The sequence below is a fragment of the Halodesulfovibrio sp. genome (assembly GCF_025210605.1).
Lineage (GTDB): Bacteria > Desulfobacterota > Desulfovibrionia > Desulfovibrionales > Desulfovibrionaceae > Halodesulfovibrio.
Map to the genome: position 1 here is coordinate 11753 of NZ_JAOARI010000030.1, position 21876 is coordinate 33628.

General features: G+C 44.9%; 16 protein-coding genes and 1 CRISPR repeat array. Of the genes, 5 read left to right on the plus strand and 11 right to left on the minus strand.

What is annotated here, in order from left to right; translation table 11 throughout:
• The first annotated feature begins 203 nt into the window (after positions 1 to 203).
• Positions 204 to 1132: direct repeats of the CRISPR family, unit length 28 nt; unit sequence TTTCTAAGCTGCCTGTGCGGCAGTGAAC.
• 140 nt (positions 1133 to 1272) lie between these two features.
• The 7 genes from cas1f to N4A56_RS11385 all read right to left on the minus strand — a co-directional run bounded on the left by cas1f (position 1273) and on the right by N4A56_RS11385 (position 9911).
• Positions 1273 to 2229 (minus strand): type I-F CRISPR-associated endonuclease Cas1f, encoded by a 957-nt coding sequence (cas1f, locus tag N4A56_RS11355; protein ID WP_295547394.1) that lies wholly within the window; start codon positions 2227 to 2229, stop codon positions 1273 to 1275.
• A 373-nt stretch (positions 2230 to 2602) separates the two neighbouring features.
• Positions 2603 to 3097, minus strand: a complete 495-nt coding sequence (locus tag N4A56_RS11360) for a peptidylprolyl isomerase (RefSeq protein ID WP_293668138.1) — start codon at positions 3095 to 3097, stop codon at positions 2603 to 2605.
• 160 nt (positions 3098 to 3257) lie between these two features.
• Positions 3258 to 5870 (minus strand): ATP-dependent chaperone ClpB, encoded by a 2613-nt coding sequence (gene clpB, locus N4A56_RS11365; protein WP_295547396.1) that lies wholly within the window; start codon positions 5868 to 5870, stop codon positions 3258 to 3260.
• 44 nt (positions 5871 to 5914) lie between these two features.
• A complete protein-coding gene (locus N4A56_RS11370) occupies positions 5915 to 6244 on the minus strand; it encodes a chaperone modulator CbpM (protein ID WP_293667851.1) in 330 nt (109 codons plus the stop codon).
• Between the two features lie 37 nt (positions 6245 to 6281).
• Positions 6282 to 7229 carry a J domain-containing protein gene (locus N4A56_RS11375; protein WP_295547398.1) on the minus strand — a complete coding sequence of 316 codons (948 nt, stop codon included), beginning with the start codon at positions 7227 to 7229 and terminating at the stop codon, positions 6282 to 6284.
• 474 nt (positions 7230 to 7703) lie between these two features.
• Positions 7704 to 8726, minus strand: a complete 1023-nt coding sequence (locus N4A56_RS11380; protein ID WP_295547400.1) for a low specificity L-threonine aldolase — start codon at positions 8724 to 8726, stop codon at positions 7704 to 7706.
• Between the two features lie 84 nt (positions 8727 to 8810).
• Complete coding sequence (locus tag N4A56_RS11385) at positions 8811 to 9911, minus strand: glycosyltransferase (RefSeq protein WP_295547402.1); 1101 nt, start codon at positions 9909 to 9911, stop codon at positions 8811 to 8813.
• A 419-nt stretch (positions 9912 to 10330) separates the two neighbouring features.
• Between N4A56_RS11385 and N4A56_RS11390 the strand changes: the two genes are divergently transcribed.
• The 5 genes from N4A56_RS11390 (at position 10331) to N4A56_RS11410 (ending at position 16672) form a co-directional block, all read left to right on the plus strand.
• On the plus strand, positions 10331 to 11329 hold the full coding sequence (locus tag N4A56_RS11390; protein WP_293667857.1) for a PhoH family protein: 999 nt from the start codon (positions 10331 to 10333) through the stop codon (positions 11327 to 11329).
• Between the two features lie 11 nt (positions 11330 to 11340).
• On the plus strand, positions 11341 to 13623 hold the full coding sequence (locus tag N4A56_RS11395) for an HDIG domain-containing metalloprotein (protein WP_293667858.1): 2283 nt from the start codon (positions 11341 to 11343) through the stop codon (positions 13621 to 13623).
• A 5-nt stretch (positions 13624 to 13628) separates the two neighbouring features.
• Positions 13629 to 14051 carry an rRNA maturation RNase YbeY gene (gene ybeY, locus N4A56_RS11400; protein ID WP_295547405.1) on the plus strand — a complete coding sequence of 141 codons (423 nt, stop codon included), beginning with the start codon at positions 13629 to 13631 and terminating at the stop codon, positions 14049 to 14051.
• A 403-nt stretch (positions 14052 to 14454) separates the two neighbouring features.
• Entirely contained in the window at positions 14455 to 15057 is a 603-nt protein-coding gene (locus tag N4A56_RS11405; RefSeq protein WP_295547406.1) for a 3D domain-containing protein, read from the plus strand.
• 442 nt (positions 15058 to 15499) lie between these two features.
• Positions 15500 to 16672 carry an MFS transporter gene (locus N4A56_RS11410; RefSeq protein ID WP_295547407.1) on the plus strand — a complete coding sequence of 391 codons (1173 nt, stop codon included), beginning with the start codon at positions 15500 to 15502 and terminating at the stop codon, positions 16670 to 16672.
• 54 nt (positions 16673 to 16726) lie between these two features.
• Here N4A56_RS11410 and N4A56_RS11415 read toward each other — a convergent pair whose 3' ends face one another.
• The 4 genes from N4A56_RS11415 to glpA all read right to left on the minus strand — a co-directional run bounded on the left by N4A56_RS11415 (position 16727) and on the right by glpA (position 21795).
• Positions 16727 to 17257, minus strand: coding sequence for a type 1 glutamine amidotransferase domain-containing protein (locus tag N4A56_RS11415; protein WP_295547409.1), 531 nt, complete (start codon positions 17255 to 17257; stop codon positions 16727 to 16729).
• Positions 17258 to 17385: 128 nt separating this feature from the next.
• Positions 17386 to 18897 (minus strand): glycerol kinase GlpK, encoded by a 1512-nt coding sequence (glpK, locus tag N4A56_RS11420; RefSeq protein ID WP_295547411.1) that lies wholly within the window; start codon positions 18895 to 18897, stop codon positions 17386 to 17388.
• A 61-nt stretch (positions 18898 to 18958) separates the two neighbouring features.
• The gene (gene glpB, locus N4A56_RS11425; protein ID WP_295547413.1) at positions 18959 to 20242 is read right to left on the minus strand and encodes a glycerol-3-phosphate dehydrogenase subunit GlpB; all 1284 of its coding nucleotides are present in this window, start codon (positions 20240 to 20242) and stop codon (positions 18959 to 18961) included.
• A gap of 8 nt (positions 20243 to 20250) precedes the next feature.
• Positions 20251 to 21795, minus strand: a complete 1545-nt coding sequence (gene glpA / locus N4A56_RS11430) for an anaerobic glycerol-3-phosphate dehydrogenase subunit GlpA (RefSeq protein ID WP_293667870.1) — start codon at positions 21793 to 21795, stop codon at positions 20251 to 20253.
• Positions 21796 to 21876: the final 81 nt, after the last annotated feature.

A 21876-nucleotide genomic window follows, 5' to 3' on the forward strand; every position in this document is an offset into this window, starting at 1 on the left:
GCCTTCATCTAACCTTAATCTTTACTTAAACTCTTCTAAGCTGCCTGTGCGGCAGTGAATAATGGGCATTCTTCTAGTGCCGTTCCGATATTTTCTAAACTGCCTGCACGGCAGTATGGCAGAGAAACCTAAGTCTCAAACGCTACTAGAAAATTCTTTTACCTGCCTACCCACCAATCACCTATTATTAACAAACAAATTTGTCTTTAAGCTGCCTGTACGGCAGTGAACGATTTTTGAGCATTTTTTCCATTTCGCCGACATTTCTAAGCTGCCTGTGCGGCAGTGAACATAATTATCTCTGCATCTGCATATTTTTTAGATTTTCTAAGCTGCCTGTGCGGCAGTGAACGCAACTGGATTAGCGACACATTTAGTTCAATATTTCTAAGCTGCCTGTGCGGCAGTGAACAGAAAACCATGTTTCTCACACCACGCGGCGTATTTCTAAGCTGCCTGTGCGGCAGTGAACTCATAGAACCATGTTTTCGGAACGTATTTATCTTTCTAAGCTGCCTGTGCGGCAGTGAACAAATTTGTCAAAAAACACATATTCAAAACGCATTTCTAAGCTGCCTGTGCGGCAGTGAACATTCTTTTTCTTTCTCCGGAAGGAAATATTCATTTCTAAGCTGCCTGTGCGGCAGTGAACGCAATTCAGTCCGGTAAAAACTCTGCTATGGATTTCTAAGCTGCCTGTGCGGCAGTGAACCCGTTGTCCCGAACAATCGCCCCACCTTTCATTTTCTAAGCTGCCTGTGCGGCAGTGAACTTGCGCTTGGCGCGGTGACTGCACTGCTTTGATTTCTAAGCTGCCTGTGCGGCAGTGAACTTTCAGGTCTTTTACTTCAGCAAGACTTTTAGTTTCTAAGCTGCCTGTGCGGCAGTGAACACCTAACTCGCTTAGTTGGTTTATGCCCCCATTTTCTAAGCTGCCTGTGCGGCAGTGAACAACCACCCGCCATTCCACCCATCATTCCGGTGTTTCTAAGCTGCCTGTGCGGCAGTGAACTACACGGACGTGTACCAGAACCGTTTATATGGTTTCTAAGCTGCCTGTGCGGCAGTGAACAATCGCTTTCACACCGTCGAGTTCTAATTCAATTTCTAAGCTGCCTGTGCGGCAGTGAACTGTAAGCTCTTAAAGATATCACATAATATTTAAAGAGGTTATAAGTAAAAAGGTTTTTTACCCCTTTTTTCAGTCCTCAAAAATTTTACATTAAAAACAATATATTATGAAATTGACTTTTTAAAAGGGTAGCTGCCTAATTATTTCGAAACAGTCTTAGCTGTTGCTTGCACAGTTTCAATCATAACATCAAGTGCATTTGCTTTTCTAAGGTTAGAAAGGCAGCGCTGCCTAAATTCTTGCGGGCTATCTCCTTCCATTGCGCCAATAAATGCCTGTGGAAGCACTAACGCATCTTTTACGATATCAGCGACATCAAAAACTAAGCCACCTCTACGAGTTTTGCCATGAAGAACAGCGAGGCTATGAGGCAAACCTAGAACCCAACATGTTGTGGCGGCTAACCCATACGCTAAATAATTTCCGTGATCTAAATACTTGTTGGCAAGATCAATTCCCGTTCCTTGTTTTGCTCGGGTAAACGAACCATATCCCACGCTCTGTGCAATTTGCCTATAGAGCTTTTTAGTCATTCGAGCTTCAACAGAAAGTATTTCCGTTTGTGATGAACAAGCAAGCAGGTCACTTTGTGATGTTTCAAGAATAGCGGAAAGCTCTTCCAAATCGAGGGAGCATTCTTTTTCTAACACCTTCCAGTGTTTGCTAATTTCTTTAATTCGCTGATTTTGGAAGAGAATTGCGGCTTGGAATCTCTTTTCATCGTCAAACCAAAACGAAGCCCACTGTTGTAAATACTCTGTGGGGCGATATTCTGATTGCGGTGACATCCACGAAATATCACATTGCATTTCGCCTGCGGTATAAAGAGGGCTACCGTCACCACCACAAAACCCTACCGAAACTCCCGCCTTACCCAATTCACGCATGGCAGCTTGCGTTATGGAAGTTCCAGTTCCTAACAACATGCAAGTAGTATTGGCGATAGGTATATTCCAATATAATGATTGCGCTCCCTCTTCTGTTACGTATTCAACACGACCACCATTAACGAGAACCCTACAGTGCTCAAGGTAATATAAATTAGCGCGCTTAGAATGAATAATTGTTTTGAGTTCAGATGAAGAAAAATGTTTCATTACTTGTCCTACAATCTAACTTAACGTTATGCGTTTAAACGATGTCGATGGAGCTATTCCACCACATTGCGAATATAATAAGACTCATAGATACCACTCGATAGATCTTTTTTATAATTATTCCAACACCTCTCGTGTAGTGTATGCTAATTTGTCACAAATTGCATTTTCCAACCCAATATCCCACCCCATGTTTTATCCCTTCAACTTACAACAGGTACAACTAGCTCTACTATCGTAAAATACAGTTAACACCTTGCATTCAAGATAAAAACATTCACCAATAAAAAAAGAGCTTCAGATAACTCTGAAGCTCTTTTTTTATGCTAGGATTCACACCCCGCCGCAACAGGTGCGGCATGGATATATAGTCCTATTCTACAACCTGTGCTTTAAGAATCACGATCTGCTCTGCTGGCACATCCTGATGGAAGCCGAAGCTGCCAGTTTTAACACCTTTCATAGCGTCGATAACTTCAGTGCCTTCTACAACTTTACCGAACACAGCGTAACCCCAGCCGCTCACAGTTTTACCGGAGTGGTTAAGAAATGCGTTGTCTTTAACGTTGATAAAGAACTGGGCAGTTGCAGAATCTGGGTCCTGAGTACGTGCCATTGCAAGAGTGTATTTGTCGTTAGCAAGACCGTTGTCAGCTTCGTTTTTGATTGGCTCACGAGTTGGCTTCTGGTTCATATCAGCATCAAAACCGCCGCCCTGTACCATGAAGTTGTCGATTACACGGTGGAAGATAGTTCCATCGTAAAAGCCATCGCGAACGTACTGCTCGAAGTTTTTAGAGCTTTCTGGAGCTTTTTCTGTATCGAGTTCAACAACGAAGTTGCCCATTGTAGTTTCAAATTTAATCAAAACAGGTTCCCCTTTAGCCAGCGCACCGCTGGAGGTGAATGTTGCTAAAAGAAGCGCTACTGCGCCAAGTAAATGTAAAAGTCGCATGTGCACTCTCTCCATATTTTTAAAATGATTGCAGGTGCATTATCAAATGCAGCGTGGCTCTGCAATAACCGGATTATGAAATTGTAAATTGCAGGTCTTCAAAATCGTCATCATTTACATGAACATCAATGATAACATGCTGACCTTCGCGCAATTCGCCACCTATAAGCTGACGGGCAAGCGTAGTTTCGATTTTCTGCTGTAAATACCGTCGCAAAGGTCGAGCACCGTACACAGGATCGTACGCATTGTCCGCTATAAAATTACGGGCAGCATCTGTAAGCTCCAGAGTTATTTTACGATCTTCCAATCTTCCGCGAAGTCTACCAAGAAGAAGCTCAATAATTTCTTTGATCTGCTCTCTCGACAATGGTTTAAAGAGTACCGTTTCATCTACGCGGTTCAAAAACTCCGGTCGGAAATGCTTACGCAGTTCCTGCATAACAGTCTCGCGGATTCCTTCAGCAAGATGTCCGTCAGGAGATATTCCTTCAAGCAAATGCATTGCACCAATATTCGAAGTCATAATTATGATAGTGTTTTTAAAACTGACAGTTCGTCCCTGACTATCAGTCAAGCGTCCATCATCTAAAATCTGCAACAACGTGTTGAATACATCTGGGTGCGCTTTTTCAACTTCATCAAAAAGCACAACGCTGTATGGCTTACGACGCACAGCCTCGGTAAGTTGTCCGCCCTGATCGTACCCGACATATCCCGGAGGCGCTCCGATAAGACGCGCAACAGTGTGTTTTTCCATGTACTCACTCATATCGAGGCGCACAATGTTATCTTCAGAGTCGAACAGCGCTTCGGCTAAAGTCTTACAAAGCTCCGTTTTACCCACACCTGTAGGCCCAAGGAAGATAAAAGAGCCTATAGGTCTATTCGGGTCAGAAAGTCCGGCACGAGAACGGAGAACAGCTTCTGAAACAGCATCCACCGCTTCTTCCTGCCCAACGACTCTTTCATGCAATTCCACAGGCAAGCGAAGCAACTTGTCGCGTTCAGCTTCTACAAGGCGGGTAACAGGAATTCCAGTCCAACGTGCTACAATACCTGCAACATCTTCTGGACGAACTTCCTCTTTTAACAACCGCTCTTCGCCGCCCTCTTCAGAACCTTCAGGTTCAAGGCGTCTTTCCAGATCGTTAAGGACAGAGTATTTAAGCTGCGCCGCTGTGTTTAAATCATAATTGCGTTCAGCCTCTTCAATTTTGCGCTTTGTCTCTTCTATCTGCTCTTTCAATTCACGCTGTGAATCAATCGCGCCCTTTTCGCTTTCCCATTTCGACATAAGGTCAACATGAGTAACTCGCAGTTCTGAAAGTTCATTCTCAAGTTTATCTAAACGCTCGCGGGAAGCTTCATCTGTCTCTTTTCGCAACGCTTCACGCTCAATTTCAAGCTGCATAATCTTGCGGTTTGCTTCATCAAGTTCCGCAGGCATGGAATCAATTTCTGTACGAATCATTGCGGCAGCTTCATCAATAAGGTCAATCGCCTTATCCGGTAGCTGGCGGTCTGCAATATATCTATCAGATAGCGTCACAGCCTCCACAAGAGCAGAGTCGCTGATTCGCACACCGTGGTGAACTTCAAAGCGCTCTTTTAGTCCACGCAAAATAGAAATGGTATCTTCTATGGATGGCTGCTCTACAACAAGCGGCTGGAAGCGACGTTCAAGCGCTGGGTCTTTTTCGATATACTGACGATACTCATCAAGAGTCGTCGCACCGATGCAATGCAACTCGCCACGCGCAAGCATAGGCTTGAGCAAGTTGCCCGCATCCATTGCACCTTCTGTTTTACCAGCGCCCACAATAGTATGCAGTTCATCAATGAACATCAAAATTCGACCTTCAGATTTTTCCACCTCTGAAAGCACTGCTTTAAGACGTTCTTCAAATTCGCCGCGATACTTTGCACCGGCAATCAGTGCGCCCATATCAAGCGCAAACAAACTTTTATCTTTCAGACTTTCCGGCACATCACCGTTAAGGATACGATGTGCCAGCCCTTCTACAATCGCAGTTTTACCGACACCAGCTTCACCAATGAGTACTGGGTTGTTTTTGGTACGACGAGACAAAATACGAATGGTTCGACGGATTTCTGAATCGCGCCCGATAACAGGGTCAAGCTTGCCTCTGCGTGCTTCATCAACAAGGTCACGACCATATTTTACCAGCGCCTCATATGTGTCTTCAGGATTTTGTGAAGTCACTCGCTGCGCGCCACGAACTTCGTTAAGAGATTTCAGCACATCTTCGTATGAAACATTCATGTCTTTCACGACAGTTGCAACGGCAGGAGCCATAGGCGGCTCCAAAGCAACACAGAACATGTGCTCAACGCTGACGTATTCATCTTTCATGCGTTTAGCAAAATCTTGAGCGCGAACCAGCAGTTGATTCAACTGCTGCGTGACCAATACAGTATCATGCCCAGCACCGGGTCCACTTACTGAAGGTCTTTTGCGGATTTCTTTTTCTAGCGCCAACCCGAAACGGGAAGGGTCTACATGCACCCGCTCTAAAATACGCCGTACAAGCCCGTTCTCCTGATCCACCAAGGCAAGTACAAGATGGTCGACATCAACTTGCTGATGTCCGAAACGAATTGCAATGTTCTGTGCCTCGCTAATGGCTGCCTGAGATTTTTCAGTAAACTGATTTAAATCCATATTGCACTCTCCGAATCATTGAGCATTCTGAAAAAATTTCGGTATTAGTCCGTACCGGATTCTAGTTCTTGAACTTTACGTTCTAAGTCTTCAACACGTTCAAGCAAATCTACTATGATTGAACCGCCAGTCGGACTTAAACTGAAATCGTCGCAAATACGGATAAGCTTACGAACACGAAAAACATCTTTACGCGTAAAAAGATAATGTTTGTCAGCAGCTTTGACAGGAATAATCCATTCCATCTCAAGCAGTTCCCCTAGTCTGGAAGGATGAACCCCTGTAAGCTCAATGAATTGAGCCCACGCAATGCGGTCAGATTGAACAGGTAATTCTTCCGATATCGCTTGTAAATCCAGAATAGTGCGTGCCATTGCAAGCCTCCCGTATTTGCGAAGATATTACGTCATGTTAAAAATCACGCGGTGCAAAGTCTTCAAATTCCTTTGCAAGCTCTTCCCACAGTTCTTTTTGCTTATCGGTTGCAGCTTCAGGAACCACAATTTTAATGCGCACAAACTGATCGCCTTTGTTAGAGCTGCCACCAAGCCCTTTACCACGCAGGCGAAGCTTTCGCCCACTGGCTGTGCCCGCAGCAATACGCAAATTCACATTTCCATCCAGCGTCGGCACTGTTACTTCTGTACCCAGAGCAGCTTCCCAAGGAGAAAGCGGCAACTCAAGCATAACGTTCAGCCCATCAAGGGTGAATCTATGGTGTGCTGCAATCATAACCTTCAAGTACAAGTCACCGGCACCACCGCCTGCGTAGCCCTGATCGCCCTGACCGGACAAACGAATGCGCGCACCATCTTTAATGCCCGCAGGAATATTGACTTCCAGTGATTTCGTTCCGCCGCCAGCGTCGGAAAGCGTAATAGACTTACGACCACCGTGATACGCTTCTTCTAATGTTAATGATAAAGAAGCTTCCACATCACGACCTCTCTGCGGACGGTTAGCATAGCCGCCACCCTGACCACCAAATCCCTGAAAACCACCTGCACCTTGGAAGCCACCGCCTCCACCGAAAATGGTTTCAAAGAAATCACTAAAGTCGCCGCCACCTTGGAAACCACCAAAGTTCATATTCTGGTAGCCGCCTCCGCCGCCACCAAAGTGCTGACCTTGCTGCCAGTTTGGACCAAGCTGGTCGTACATACGGCGCTTTTCCGGATCTTTCAGCACTTCGTGTGCTTCGTTCACTTCTTTAAATTTCTTTTCTGCTTCGTCATCATTGGGGTTCAAATCAGGATGGTATTTTCGTGCAAGCTTTTTGAACGCACGAGAAATCTCATCTTTCTCTGCGGTCTTGGAAACACCTAAAATTTTATAATAATCTTTATATTCAACAGACATGATCACCCCTATCTATGTAAAATACGTATTTTTTTGACTATCAAATTCGATATGGGCGCCGTGCACACCGGTTTAGTATTACCCAAAGCCAGTACGGGGACTCTTATATTTTCCCACGGCGCAATCGATACATAAGAATGCTGCGGTTATTCTTTTTCAAAAAACCACAGCTACTTTTCATATGCTGAACAGACACATACAACACTACAATAGGTTCAAGATCGTTTGAGTCAACCCTGCCCTATTGTAATATTGATAATAAAAAACAGCACATTGCCCTGCAAAATACTCAGGGCAATGTGCCTGTTAAATCTAACTTATTTATTTTTATACAAAAGATTGCGATATGCTTCTACTATTGTACGCGCAAGGGGTCTAGCCAGCGATTGCTTCTTACAAAGGAGATTTTTTGCTGATAGCACAGTAGGGAGAAAAAGGTGGCAGTATCACACGATTACAAGGTAGCAACACACCCTATCTACAAATTGTGCGCGCGGCAGCAATAAAACTGTCCACTTCCTGCTCTGTGGTATCAAAAGAGCAAACAAGGCGTACTTCGTGCGTAAGTTCATCCCATTCATAAAATGCAAATTGCTTGTGCATCTCATCCTGATGCTCTGGCTGCATGAGCACAAACACTTCGTTTGCTTCAACCTCATTGCAGACAGTCAAGCCAGAAACACCAGCTAACCCTTCTGCAAGACGTTTTGCCATTGCGTTAGAATGGCTTGCCATTTCAAGCCAAAGACCATCACGCAGCAGCTCTGTAAATTGACAGGATGCAAAGCGCATTTTTGAAAGCAATTGAAGATTTTGCTTACGAAGATATTCAAATCCTTCTGAAAGCGTAGAGTCGAAAAAGACCACCGCTTCGCCAAACATCATACCGTTCTTTGTGCCGCCAAACGAAAGCACATCGACTCCGGCATCTCGTGTAAACGACGCAACATCCACACCTAACGCAGCCGTTGCATTCGCAATTCGAGCGCCGTCCATATGCAGGTACATGTCATTTTCATGCGCAAAGTCGCCCAACGCTTTGACCTCTTGCGGCGTATACACAGCACCATATTCTGTGGACTGTGTGATCGAAATAACTTTAGGCTGACTGTGATGAACAACACCTTTCGCTAAAAGAAATGGCTCAACATCTTCAGGCGTCAGCTTACCGTCTTTACAATCCACCGTAAGCAATTTACTGCCCAGCACATTCTCTGGAGCACCTGTTTCATCAACATTGATATGTGCTATCGTTGAGCAAATCACCGCATGGTACGGCTTCATAATCGAAGACAAACCAAGCACATTTGCACCAGTTCCGTTAATCATTATATAAGACGCAATATCGTCGCCAAATATTTTTTTAAACGCAGCGTCAGCTGCAGCTGTATATGGGTCATCCCCGTAAGAGCTAACACAGCCAGTATTTGCAGCGGCTAACGCCTGCATAACACGCGGGTGCACACCAGAATAGTTGTCACTGGCAAAATTAATCATGATCTAGTCCTTTTGCTACCAAACATAAAAACAGCCGCTCAAAAAGCAGCTGTTCGTTACGATACAATTTCAATAAAAAACAAGTTATAATGACGAATACAACGTAAGCGTTTTTTCTAAAAATTTCTGACCGGATAATGCAGCAATTTCATGCTGCTGTGATGCACTAATGCGTTTAAGATACACTTCGTCTTTGGCTGCGCGCTCGATAGCTGCCGCCAATGCATCAACATCTCCAGCAGTGAACATGGCTTCTTCATCCATAAAATCGGGCATTACACCTACACCTGTCGAAATGAGAGGACGCTGGCACGCCATTATTTCAAAAGCAGCACGGGCAATTGTTTCTGACCACTTTGATGCAATAACGCCTAAGTCCATTGCGGATATGGCTGCTGCAACATCATCAACCTTTCCTGTGATGCAGCAGACTTCTTGCAGATTATTCGCTGCAATCCAAGATTCAACTTCTTTTTGCGATGTCGCAGAGTCAAAGCCTAGAAGCATCAACCGCAAGTGTTTCATTCCCTTTGCATGATACAACTCAGCAACGGCTTCAATCAACTCTTTTTGCCCTTTAACTTCATCAAAACGCCCAAGCATGGCGACAACAAAGTTTGTATCATCATATCCCAGCTGCTTTCTAAAATCGTCCCGCCCTTCTTTGGTGAAAATAAACGTATCCGTATCCACTCCACCAAGAATGGTTGATACTTTGTGCGCTGGAACATTCAGTTTGGAAGTAAAATGGTTCGCCATAACACTGTTTGTGGCAACTACAGCGTCAGCAACATTTGTATGCAACCACCTGTTGGGCAAATTATTCTTCGGTAAGCGTTGGTCACCCCTTGTGCGAACCAGCTTGAACGATTCAAGATACTTACGCAACAAACCCCACAGAATAAAACCTTCACCACGATGACAATTAACGATATCTGGAGCAAACTCAGCAATCAGCTTGTGAAGCTGGGCATACGCTCGCATCAGCTTTATCGGATTCGAAGAGTTCAAATCGAAGTGCAGCGGAGTAAAGCCCCACTCTTTTGCTTTTCGATCCGCATCGGTATCCGGTTCTGTTATAACAAGAGTTTCATGACCTGCTTCACGCAAAAGGCGGGCTAAGTACAACCCGTACCATGCAGTTGCATTGAACCAGCGTACGTTAATTATCTGTATTGTTTTCATCTATGGACTCGTACCAACAGCTCCGCTCGGAAGATAAAAGCTGCCTTATATGTAATTAATAAAGAGAATTGTGCTAAAACAAATCGATTGTCACAGGGCAACAATACGCAATCTACCAAACTATAACACCTTGTTTTTACCAGCTTGAAAAACATGGCATGGTATGATGCTTTTGTTTTGAAAACACCGCAGAGCACCACTCCCAAAACTGCCAGCTGCAATTGTAAAGCCCCACAAATGCCATTGCGTATGCCACTGCGTCAATACACCGTAACTATGTATTTTATGTTGTCATTATACGAGAAAATTGTAAAATTCTGTTGTAAAATACCTTGAGTAGACTCATTTCAAAAAACAGGCTACCACACGGGCAGACTATACACATTAACTTTTTCCGCACGCAGGCGGCCAGAACGTATATGACACAAACATTAGTGACAAAGACTTTAGACTTTGATGACATTCAACTTGCGAACGAGCTTTTTGGTCCGCAAAACAAAAACCTCACAATTATTTCAAAAGAAAGCGGCGTCGATCTGGACACCAGAGGCACCGCCCTGCATGCAAGCTCAGCCGATGAGGGAGCATTGCACACTGTTCTAAATCTGATCACACAGCTATACGGTCTGCTCAAATCCGGCAATCCAATATACGCGAAGGATATCACATACGCTTACGGCATGCTCTTGCGTGAACCGGGCGTTGATTTGCAGAAGCTTTTCAAAGATTCAGTCTTTGTGGTTTCTCCTAAAAAAACTATCGCGCCTAAGACATTAAGCCAGCGTGACTACGTAGCTGCATTGCGTAAAAACGAAATGGTTTTTGCCATTGGACCAGCCGGAACCGGTAAAACATATCTTGCTGTTGCGATGGCATTATCAATGCTTCTCACTAAGAAAGTGAAAAAAATCATCCTGACAAGACCGGCTGTTGAGGCGGGTGAGAAATTAGGATTTCTCCCCGGTGATCTTGTGGAAAAAGTTGATCCATATTTGCGTCCTCTCTACGATGCCCTGCATGACATGCTGGATTCTGAAAAAGTATCCCACATGATCGAAACCGGAATAATTGAGATAGCTCCGTTAGCTTTTATGCGTGGACGCACCTTGAATAACGCATTCGTTATATTGGATGAAGCGCAAAATACTACCCCTGAGCAGATGAAAATGTTTTTAACACGTATGGGTTACGGTTCCCGCATGGTAGTTACTGGCGATGTTACCCAGATTGATTTACCTGTATGTGGACAGGGGCGTGCCCCGCGTTCTGGTCTTATTGAGACACAAAGAGTGTTGTCCAACATAGAGGGAATCCGTTTTCTACACTTCCATCAGGATGATGTTGTCCGTCATCCTTTAGTTGCAAAAGTTGTTAATGCGTATGAGCGCTATACAGCAGAACTGACAAACAAAGAATAACCGAGCAGGCTATGACTTCTAAAAGTAAAGCACGCAGTTCAGGGCAAAAAGGAACTACGAAAAAACGCCATTGCAGATCAGCTTATCCACGATTGGGCATTTTCGTTTTTCTTACTGCACTGATCGGACTTGCAATTCTTAGCGGAACAAACTTGCGTCCGCCTCTGCCACTCTACGTTGCAGGCGAAGTTGCAGCGCAGGATGTGCTTGCCACACAGAACTTACTCTTTGAAGACACCAGTTCAACACTTGCTAAACGTAAGCAGGTTGCCGCACTGCAACCACCAATCTATGATCTTGACCGCTCCCCTATTTCAAAGATTCAAGATAAATTCCGACTCATTTTCGACTTGATTAACTCACCTATTGCTTCTGCAAGTGAAGAAGATTCTATCCGCTGGCAAATTGAAGAGATCCTTAACGTTGAAGTCTCTCGTAAGACTTTCAGCCACTGGAAAGAAGAACGGTTCCAGAGTATTTTCTACACGCAAGCACTTCCATATCTTATCGACAAGTTGAACAAAGGGATTGTGGCAGACAGTACATTGATGTTGCAAAATAGAAACGGATATCTCATCCGTGACCTTGCACATAACAATGAAACGCTTCACTCTGTTTCGTTCAAATTGGGTGATCTTGCGTCTATAAAAAAAGGTCTTGTTAAGGAGCTACGGAAAAAGGGAAAAGCACCGCTCCGTACACGTAATGCGGTCTTATCTCTTGTTTCACCAGTGCTCACTCCGACAATCACTCCAAACAGAGTTGAAACACAGCAGCGAGAGCAGCTGGCAGTCGAGTCAATTGACCCTGTATATTACAGTATCAAAAAAGGTGAGAGCATCGTTCGCAAAGGCGAACGAGTCACGCTACCGATCCAAATTAAACTGCAAGCGCTGTTAGCGCATAAAAACCAACGCTTCTTCCCGTATCAAATGCTTGGGGTGTTTATGACAACCCTGTTGCTCGGTGCAGGACTTGCGTTTGAGCGCAGTGGACGCAGGCTAAGCTCGTTGCGTAATGAAGATTTGTTCTTCACCACGCTCGTTATCATCCTTTTTGCGGGTGGTGCTAAAGCGTTCACACTCCTTCAGGGACACTTTGATGGGACGCAGCAGGCTGTTGCCATGCTTCCTATCTTATATCCAGTTGCAGGTGCACTAGGGCTTTCTGGACTTATATTCGGCATCAGACGTTGTAGCGTCATTTCGCTTATTATCAGCTTCCTTTGCACTGTCATGCTAGGCGGAACAATTGAAATGTTCCTCTTCTATTTTATTGGCAGCATGCTTAATGTATGGCTGGTTCAACACGCAGAAAGCCGTAAAGACATTGCTCTTAGCGGACTTCCTCTCATGGGCGGGCTGGTAATTACGTGGCTTGGCTTAGCGTTGTATCAACAGTTGGACATGCCTGACATCATTGTTGGAGCAACCTTTGCGGCAGCAAACGGTATTATATCGTTGCTAGTTGTGTTTGCGTTAAGCCCTATTATTGAACTTGTCTTCAACTACACAACCCGCTTTAAGCTAATGGAGTTGATGAACCTTGAGCAGCCATTGCTTCAGGAACTTATGATGAACGCCCCCGGCACCTATCATCATTCACTTATTCTCTCCAACCTTGTTGAAGCTGGTGCAAAGTCCATTGGTGCAAACAGCCTGCTCTGTAAAGTCGCAGCGCTGTACCATGACATTGGTAAACTTATAAAGCCTCAGTACTTCATTGAAAATCAGGGACGTGCAAAAAATCCTCATGACAAATTAACGCCAGCCATGAGTACCCTTATTCTTATTTCGCACGTAAAAAAAGGTGTTGAGCTTGCTCGCAAGTATCGCCTTGGACACGAGATCGAAGATATTATTCAACAGCATCATGGCACATCTGTTATCCGCTATTTCTATACAAAAGCAGCTGAACAGGATGATAGCCTATGCAAAGATGACTTCCGTTACCCGGGTCCAAAACCTAAAAGCCGAGAAGCCGCAATTGTTATGCTTGCTGATGCAGTTGAAGCTTCGAGTCGTGTTCTTGCTGACCCGACGCCAAGCCGCTTGAAGGGGCATATTGACACCATCATCAAAGGAATCTTCTCTGAAGGACAACTGGACGATTCCGAACTTACTTTTGCCGACTTAACCAAAGTCGGGGAGAGCTTCCACCGAGTTCTTACCGGTATTTTCCACCGAAGAATTGAGTACCCTGAAGAACAGCGTGCGGGGTGCATCAAGAACCATGAAGAAAAAAACGGTAACGGCGATAAACCTAAAAACGGTCCTGCTCCAGAAGCAGCATAAACTCTATGATTACGATAAAAAAAAGCCAGTCTGTTGACTGGCTTCTTCCCTTTTCGCGCAGTGAATTACGCAATGCAATGGAAGCTATGCTTTCCGCCATCGGACATAGCGGTAAAGACGTTGAAATTAATCTTGTCGATGACGCAACCATTGCAGATTTAAACGCGTCTTTCCTTCAATGTGATGGTCCTACCAACATTCTTTCATTTCCAGCTTCTGACGACGGTAGTACACAAGGCATCGGCTGGTTGGCACTCTCCATGGACACTTTAGAGCGGGAATGCCTTTTATATGGTCAAGAGCGGGCTGAGCATGCCCTACGCCTCATTGCGCACGGCACACTACACCTTGCAGGATACGACCACGGCGAGGAGATGTTCGCGTTAACTGATGTTGCCCTTGATGCCGGAATCGCCACTCTCCATTAATACACTCGTGACGCTCTCGTTGCGAAAAAAATTCCACGAGCACACCTTTATATAGTGCTTTAAGGATACAATAGAGATTATATTCCAAGATAAATCGTATCCTGCGAAGATTACATACTCTATTAATTCTCTAGACATATACCTAAGATACTTAAGTCTAAAGCTAACGCCTTGTAATAAAATTACATGGCGTTTTTTTACTTTCTGAAACTGAAAATTGAAATACTCTCGAACAACTGGGGGACACAGCTTCTACATGCTCTTCATTATATGCATAGTATAGTTTAGTGCACTTACAACTGCTAACTATATACAATTTAATGTAAAAAGAACGTTGCCCGACGTTTTTTTTATTGTATAGTAAAAACTCGCACACTATACTTTTTACATATATGAGCGCAAAATGAAACACTGCATCTACATAATTATCTCACTAGTTGTTATAACCATTGTTAATCAACACCAACGAGAGATATCTACACTAAAAAACTTAGTTGAATCACAGAATCAACTAATTAGTGCTATGCAAATTTCTCAGCGTAATATATCTGTACAAACAAAACTAGCTCTTACAATAGGTCGTAACACACAGCAGTCACTACATGACTCCCGTACTAAACGCATTGTAAAAGTCACTGCATATAGTCCGCGAAAGGCAGAGACCGACTCTACTCCGTTTACAACTGCCTATAACACCAAGGTGCGCCCTGGAATAATTGCAGTATCCCGTGATCTTTTTGCCAAAGGCTGGACATTCGGAAGAAAGGTTTACATCAAGTCTCTGGGAGTATTTACAATAGAAGACTTAATGGCAAAACGTAAAAAAAATCAGATTGATATATTCATTCCAGAAACAACAAAAGCCATCGCATTCGGGCGAAAAAACATGGAAGCACACTTACTTGCGCAGCCAAGAACACAACAAGAAACGTACACCCATCTCTACCGCTCACCTACGCCAGATTTTTTGCTTGCTGCTGATGACTTTTGCAAAAGAAGACCATAAACACAGCTAACTCATCCTAACCACGCCAAACAAAACGCCTCAGAAATGTTTCTGAGGCGTTTTGCCTGTACAACAAGTAGCCACTATTATTAAATACTGTGGTCTACCATATCCTTTTTCAAAATCAATTGCTCGTTGCAATAGGGGCAAACCATGTCTATCACGCGCCCGTCTCCATGGACTGAACGGATTCTGCACCGAAAAACTTTTCGACAATAAGGACATCGGACTTTCTTTTCCATATACATTTTCTCCTGTCTTTCCCCCGCCTCTAGAATATAAAGGAATACTCACAGATGCAACTGTAAAACACTAGAACACTTGCTAGATTAGCAAAACGCTCGCTCTGCAAGGCTTTCTGTAATTGCGTCAACCTTGACCTTATGCACCTCAAGAACTAAACAAGTCTGGCACTTCATTATTCTTCAACTGCGAGCACTGCATGAAACTTTCTTTCAAAGATAAAAATCTCTTCTTGCTCTTTGGCATCACCCTTTTCGTTGTCATGGGTGTTTCAAGCATCCTTCCTGTTCTGCCAAGCGCTGGACGTTCTTTACACATCCCAATGTCAGAAATCGGCTTACTCCTCACAAGCTTTACTTTTCCGGGAATTTTTCTCACGCCTCTTGCAGGTATCCTTGCTGATAGATACGGCAGAAAGGCTGTCCTTATCCCGGCACTCGTACTTTTTGGACTTGCAGGATTCTCGTGTTCGCTCACAACAAATTACCAAACCATTCTTTTTTTACGTGTGCTGCAAGGCATCGGCGCAGCGCCAATCAGCCTTTTATACACCACCATCACAGGCGATCTGTACACGGGCAGAGAACGCCTTAAAATAATGGGCTACAACGCAACTGTTTTAAGCCTCGGCACAGCGCTTTTTCCTTTCATCGGCGGTGTCCTTGGTGAACTGGGCTGGCAGTATCCATTTATGTTGCCTATTCTGGCTCTGCCGCTTGCCCTACTCTGCGCTTTGCACCTTGACCTGCCGAACCCGAAATCCACTGAAACAATTTCTGGCTACTTCAAAAAAACTGCGCACATCATTTCATCACGAAAAGCACTTGTCCTTTTCGGAATGACACTCTGCACGTTCGCTATTTTGTACGGTCCAATTATCACATATGTGCCAATTCTTGCTGATAATGCGTTCAATGCCAGCCCATCCCGTATTGGTCTTTTGTTTGGCGTTTCTTCATTGTTCACTGGAGTTGCAGCTTCGCAACTTGGGCGCTTACGCCGTTTTGTATCTGTCCGGACAATGCTATGCTTTGCTGCCGTATTCTTTTTTGCAGCTATGGCAACCATGCCTTTGCCAAAAAGTTTTTGGATGCTTGCCATACCAATCAGCTTCTTCGGCATGGGGCAAGGACTTTCATTCCCTAATTTAGCTGCAAAATTAACTGGAATTGCCTCTATGGAAAAACGCGGGGCAGTGATGGCTGTTAACGGCAGCGTGCTACGTATTGCCCAGACAATCAGTCCTCCGCTCTTTTCAATCCCGTTCGTTTTCAGCGGCGTTTCCGCCGTTTTTTACACTGCGACACTCATAGGCGTTGGCATGTTCTTTCTAGCACTGAACTGTCCACCCGACGAACAGACAGAAAATTAAAAGAAAAAATCCTCTGTAAGCAAGTAACTTACAGAGGATTTTTTTCTTTTATGCCTATTGCTGACTGCTAGCATGCTGGATAATAGCTCTACAAAAGGCTGGAAGATCATCGGGCGCTCGGCTGCTTACCATATTACGGTCGACAACAACTGATTCATTCACCCATTTTGCACCGGCATTTTCCAAGTCATCAATAATTCCACGCGTAGAGGTACAAGTATAGCCTTTAACGATTCCCGCAGAAATAGGTATCCAGCCTGCATGACAAATAAATGCAAGTGTTTTGCCTTGCTCATGCATTTTACGGGTAATTTTTTTTACATCCATATCACGGCGTAATTTATCAGGCGCAAACCCACCGGCAAGAACCAAAATATCAAAATTGTCCGGATTAACATCCGAAAGCAGAACATCTGCCTTCACCGGATATCCATGATATCCTTTGTACGTAGCATTTGTATCCAGACCGGCAAGAACCACAGCCGCGCCCTCTTCAATCAAGCGAAGTTTAGGGTACATGAGCTCAAGATCTTCAAAAAGATCTCCTACGAACATCAGTACTTTTTTTCCATCCAATAAACCCATAACGTGCCTCCTGCTTTGCTATCTACTTTACCATGCAGGAGTAATTATTCTGTTATTAACCTGTGCAACAAAAAAAACGCACAGGGCGTTTGCCCTGTGCGCTTATAATTACATGTGGTGAATAAGGATTATTCAACCCAGTCGAAAGTACGCGTAATAGCTTTCTTCCAACCAGCATATCCTTTTTCACGTTCGTCTTTGCTAAGCTGCGGATCCCATGTTTTGTCGATTGCCCAGTTTGCACGCAGGTCTTCAATGCTAGTCCAGTAACCGACAGCAAGACCAGCTGCGTATGCAGCGCCAAGACAAGTGGTTTCTGTAACCTGAGGACGAACAACAGGTACGCACAGAGAATCAGACTGGAACTGCATGAGCAGTTCGTTCATTACCATACCACCATCAACTTTCAGAGTGCTAAGAGCAACACCGGAGTCTTTGTTCATAGCTTCGATAACGTCACGGGTCTGGTATGCAACAGCTTCGAGACAAGCACGTGCAATGTGACCTTTGTTAGCGAAACGAGTAAGACCTGCGATTACGCCGCGAGCGTCGGAACGCCAGTACGGAGCAAACAAGCCCTGGAAGGCAGGAACAACGTAAACGTCGCCGTTATCTTCCACAGACTTAGCAAGTTCTTCAACTTCAGGTGCAGCGCTGATGAGGTTAAGGTTATCACGCAGCCACTGGATAAGAGCACCAGCGATAGCAATAGAACCTTCCAGACAATATACAGTTTCTTCGTTACCGAATTTGTAACCAACGGTAGTAAGAAGACCCTGTTTAGACTGGATAGGCTTGGTACCGGTATTAAGAAGCATAAAGCAACCAGTACCGTAAGTGTTTTTAGCTTCACCAGTGTCAAAGCAAGCCTGCCCTACAAGTGCAGCCTGCTGGTCACCAAGTGCGCCACAAACTGGTACGCGTGCACCAAGAGGACCATTCTCTTCAGTAGTACCCCAAGTATCATTATCAGAAGAAGATACGATGCGTGGGAGACCTTCTGCAGGGACATCCATGATATCAAGGATTTCTTTATCCCATTCGAGAGTTTCAAGATCCATAAGCATGGTGCGGGAAGCGTTGGATACGTCTGTTACATGTGCGCCGCCTTGTGCGCCGCCAGTAAGGTTCCAGATAATCCAAGTTTCCATGGTACCGATAAGAGCGTCACCATTACGAGCAGCAGCTCTAACGCCAGGTACATTATCCATGATCCATTTCATTTTAGGACCGGAGAAGTAGGTAGCAATAGGAAGCCCAGTTTTTTCGCGGAAGCGATCCTGTCCACCTTCAGCCATCAACTCCTTACAAATCTGGTCAGTACGTGTGCACTGCCAAACAATAGCATTATAGTAAGGTTTACCTGTAGCTTTGTCCCAGATAACAGTAGTTTCACGCTGGTTGGTAATACCGATGGCAGCGATGTCGGAACCTTTCAATCCAGACTTCTGCAAAGCACCTTTAATTACTTCCTGAGTATTCTCCCAAATTTCCATTGGGTTATGCTCTACCCAGCCCGGCTTAGGGAAAATCTGCTCATGCTCTTTTTGATCCATGCCGACAATGCGACCTTTTTTGTCAAAAATAATGAAACGTGAGCTTGTAGTTCCCTGGTCAACAGCGCCAATGTACTTAGCCATAGTGATCCTCCACTTTTAAGGTAAGGCTAACAATAAAACTGAATGAAACTAAACAGTAATGTTACTGCTGGGCAACAAATGCTTCAACAGCACGGAGTGAACTAGCAACCGCAATGCCAGTTCCACATTTCATTCGCATCCAATCCTGATGAGCTAACAGAGAGCCGACAGCGTATACACGCTCATGTACAACTTTTCCATTTTCATCGACTGGGCGGAATGAAGAATCGACCTCTACACCTGCGGAACTTACTTTGTGTCCACGCGGGTCGAGTAGATCGGTACGGTGCCACTCTTCACGGTCAGCAGGCTGCTGTACTGGCAGATCCATCACAGTCTCCACAATGTGATGTCTGTTAGCAAACAGTCCGCCCCCGAGGAAACGTCCGGTAGCAAGCACAACGCCAGTGGCAATCACTTTTTCCGTTGGAGCCTGCACACCGAGAGTCACTTCATAGCGACCATCTTCGAGTGGGGTTACAGAAAATACCCTATGTTGTAGCTTTAAATCAACACCTAAGGTACTAATTCTTCCTTCAAAAAGGCTTTTTAAACGCATACCCGGCACGGAAGCCGGTAAAGTCGGGAGTTCGAAGACTTTTACGCCAAGCTCTTTTTCCATCTCTTCAAGGATTTCACCAGGGGTGTAAATACCAAGAATAGCTGGTACGCCTACAGCTTCCACACCAGAAAGATGCGGTTTAATAAGGTCGTACAAGCTTTCACGAACTTCTTTGATTTCCATAGACTGTGCCATGGTGCCTGTCAAAATAGGCTTCATAGCAGAAGGGTCTGGGAATTCAAGGCGCATTGTTTTAAGGTTAGACCACTTGTCACCAAGAGTAGTCGCAACCTGTTTTGCGCTAAATTCACGAAGTCCTTCAAAATCGATCAGCAACGCAGGTGTGTTGTTTTTAAACGCCTCCACACCTGCCCACATGGTAGCTGGAACAGCCCATGTAGTTTTTTCTGTACCGATAGGGGTAACTACTTTGCTGTTTGCATCTTTCACCATACGGTATTCAAGACCGAACTCGGAAAGGAAATCAAACAGTTCACCATATGCTTTTTCAACATCTTCACGAGACACATGCGCGTAAGGATGATTAGGCATATCAGCAGCAACAGCTGCCATAGCTTCCCAAGGGTTATCCCACAGTTTTTTTTCTGCTACAGGATGAACACCCATTACATCAAACAAGCCGCTGGAGAATACGATTTCGCCGGTACTGCCTGCCTGACAAACAGACACACCGCGCTTTGCCGCATACACAGCAGCGGACATACCGGCAATGCCGGTACCTACTACAAAAAGATCACGTTCAGTGACTGGCAAGTTGCTCATATCACCCTCTAATCCATTTCCAGATTAAGAAGACCGAAGTACAGTGCTTCTTTAAGTTCTGCCTGATTGAACTGAGCATCCCAAAGGATAGGACGCTGTCCCTTCCAACGCTTAGAAAGGAAATCGCGCATGCTGTCTACGCCTGCGTCGCCTTCGAAAAGACCACGGTCGTACATGTGAGCAGCAATACGCGCACCGCAGAATGCACCCTGACAAGAGCCTTTACCTACACGGCTACGCAGACCAACCGCCTGAATACGCGGTTTTTCATCTGGACCGAAGGAATCAAGGATAGCGTCAACAGCACTCTTAGGTACAATTTCGCATTCGCAAAGAAGGTAGTCATCAGACTGATGGCGACGCATCCACTCACGTTTAGTAAGGATGGAAGGTTCTGCCCATTCGGTCTGTACATAATCAGGAAGGACACTACCACCAGTAAGACAAGGAGCATCAACCTTAAGTCGGTTACAAACAAGGTCAGCACATCGTTCTGCCATAAGGCGGTATGTTGTAAGTTTACCACCTGTAATGGTGATAAAGTTCTCAAGGTTTTCTTCTTCGTGATTAATAAGTGCGTAGCCACGGCTAGCAGCACGGTCACTTGAAGATTCACCAAGCTGCACAAGCGGGCGAACACCGGCATATGCACGAACGTAACGGCAGGTATCCAAAGCAGGTACCATCTGGGCGCCCTGATCGATGTTGCGGTTGATCTCTTCGATGGACGGAGCCACGTTATCAAGATCTTCAACACGAACAGAAGTGGTACCTAATACGGAAACTGTACCGCCAGGAACGAGAATATCGCCATCTCCCGGAGGACGCAGTCGGTTAATAACACGATGGTTCAGTCGAGAAAGGGTTACGAGCAAGCTACCTTTCGCATATGTCATGCGAATAGTGGCACCTGCCATTTCTGCGACATGTGAAGCCCATGCACCGGTTGCGTTTACATACTGTTCAGCTTCGATGACAGATTCTTCACCGGTACGTGTATTAATCACGCGGGCGCCGGTAATTTTTCCACCTTCTTTGTTAAAGCCAAGCAGTTTTACATAACGCTTGTACACACCCCCGTGTGCTTCAGCGTCTGCAACGTTTTCCAGTGAAAGCTTAAACGGATCGATAGATGCGTCTTCTACTTCATAGGCTGCAATAACATCAGGGTTAAGGTTTGGCTCAAGTTCCAATGCTTCTTCAGGGCTAATTTCCCTGCATGGTACTCCAGCATTTTCACAGTTAATAGGGAACTGTTTGACATAATCTTCATCATCACCTTTCACTGCGACAAACAAGCCGCCTGTATTTTCAACGCAGTGAGGGGCAAATTCTTTGATGATGTCCCCTTCAACCTTACACTCATTTGCAGAATGCGGGTCAGTGGCTACATAACGGGCACCACTGTGAAGCAAACCGTGGTTGCCGCCGGATGCACCAGCATTGACATCACGCTGCTCAATAAGCATGCATTCTACGCCCCTAAGGGCTAAGTCACGGAATATACCGGTGCCGGTTGCGCCTGCACCGATAATAAGTACTTGAGTCTGCAAAAAAACCTCCAGACATCATGTAACACTAAACATTTAACACAAATAAACAAATTCCAGTGCAAGGAGTCATACCCCCTGCTA

Coding starts and splice junctions, on each gene's coding strand:
- cas1f (WP_295547394.1), bottom strand. CDS start 2,229: ATGAAACATTTTTCTTCATCTGAACTCAAAACAATTATTCATTCTAAG.
- clpB (WP_295547396.1), bottom strand. CDS start 5,870: ATGGATTTAAATCAGTTTACTGAAAAATCTCAGGCAGCCATTAGCGAG.
- N4A56_RS11370 (WP_293667851.1), bottom strand. CDS start 6,244: ATGGCACGCACTATTCTGGATTTACAAGCGATATCGGAAGAATTACCT.
- N4A56_RS11375 (WP_295547398.1), bottom strand. CDS start 7,229: ATGTCTGTTGAATATAAAGATTATTATAAAATTTTAGGTGTTTCCAAG.
- N4A56_RS11380 (WP_295547400.1), bottom strand. CDS start 8,726: ATGATTAATTTTGCCAGTGACAACTATTCTGGTGTGCACCCGCGTGTT.
- N4A56_RS11385 (WP_295547402.1), bottom strand. CDS start 9,911: ATGAAAACAATACAGATAATTAACGTACGCTGGTTCAATGCAACTGCA.
- N4A56_RS11390 (WP_293667857.1), top strand. CDS start 10,331: ATGACACAAACATTAGTGACAAAGACTTTAGACTTTGATGACATTCAA.
- N4A56_RS11395 (WP_293667858.1), top strand. CDS start 11,341: ATGACTTCTAAAAGTAAAGCACGCAGTTCAGGGCAAAAAGGAACTACG.
- ybeY (WP_295547405.1), top strand. CDS start 13,629: ATGATTACGATAAAAAAAAGCCAGTCTGTTGACTGGCTTCTTCCCTTT.
- N4A56_RS11405 (WP_295547406.1), top strand. CDS start 14,455: ATGAAACACTGCATCTACATAATTATCTCACTAGTTGTTATAACCATT.
- N4A56_RS11410 (WP_295547407.1), top strand. CDS start 15,500: ATGAAACTTTCTTTCAAAGATAAAAATCTCTTCTTGCTCTTTGGCATC.
- N4A56_RS11415 (WP_295547409.1), bottom strand. CDS start 17,257: ATGGGTTTATTGGATGGAAAAAAAGTACTGATGTTCGTAGGAGATCTT.
- glpK (WP_295547411.1), bottom strand. CDS start 18,897: ATGGCTAAGTACATTGGCGCTGTTGACCAGGGAACTACAAGCTCACGT.
- glpB (WP_295547413.1), bottom strand. CDS start 20,242: ATGAGCAACTTGCCAGTCACTGAACGTGATCTTTTTGTAGTAGGTACC.